The sequence below is a fragment of the Mycobacterium angelicum genome (assembly GCF_002086155.1).
Lineage (GTDB): Bacteria > Actinomycetota > Actinomycetes > Mycobacteriales > Mycobacteriaceae > Mycobacterium > Mycobacterium angelicum.
In genome coordinates this window covers 1-209 of sequence record NZ_MVHE01000514.1, presented here as the reverse complement: position 1 = coordinate 209, position 209 = coordinate 1, and the positions used below count along the sequence as shown (strand labels likewise).

Annotated in this window: 1 protein-coding gene; it reads right to left on the bottom strand. The window is 81.3% G+C overall.

The annotated features are described in order from the left end of the window. Window positions 1-209: hypothetical protein (locus BST12_RS30490; protein ID WP_211281461.1), on the bottom strand; the 209-nt coding region annotated here is incomplete at both ends.

Sequence of the window (209 nt, the reverse complement as noted above, 5' to 3'; positions counted from 1 at the left end):
CCCCGGTGCCCGTGCCGGTGCCGTCGCCGCCGCTGCCACCGGCCCCGCCGACGGCGGCGGCACCATACAGCCACCCGCCGTGGCCGCCGCTACCGCCGGCGCCGCCGGCCCCGCCCACGCCACCGACGCCGGATCCGGTTGAGTCGGCGGCACCGCCGGCGCCACCGACTCCACCGACGGCGCCGTTGCCGATCAACCCGGCGTTGCCG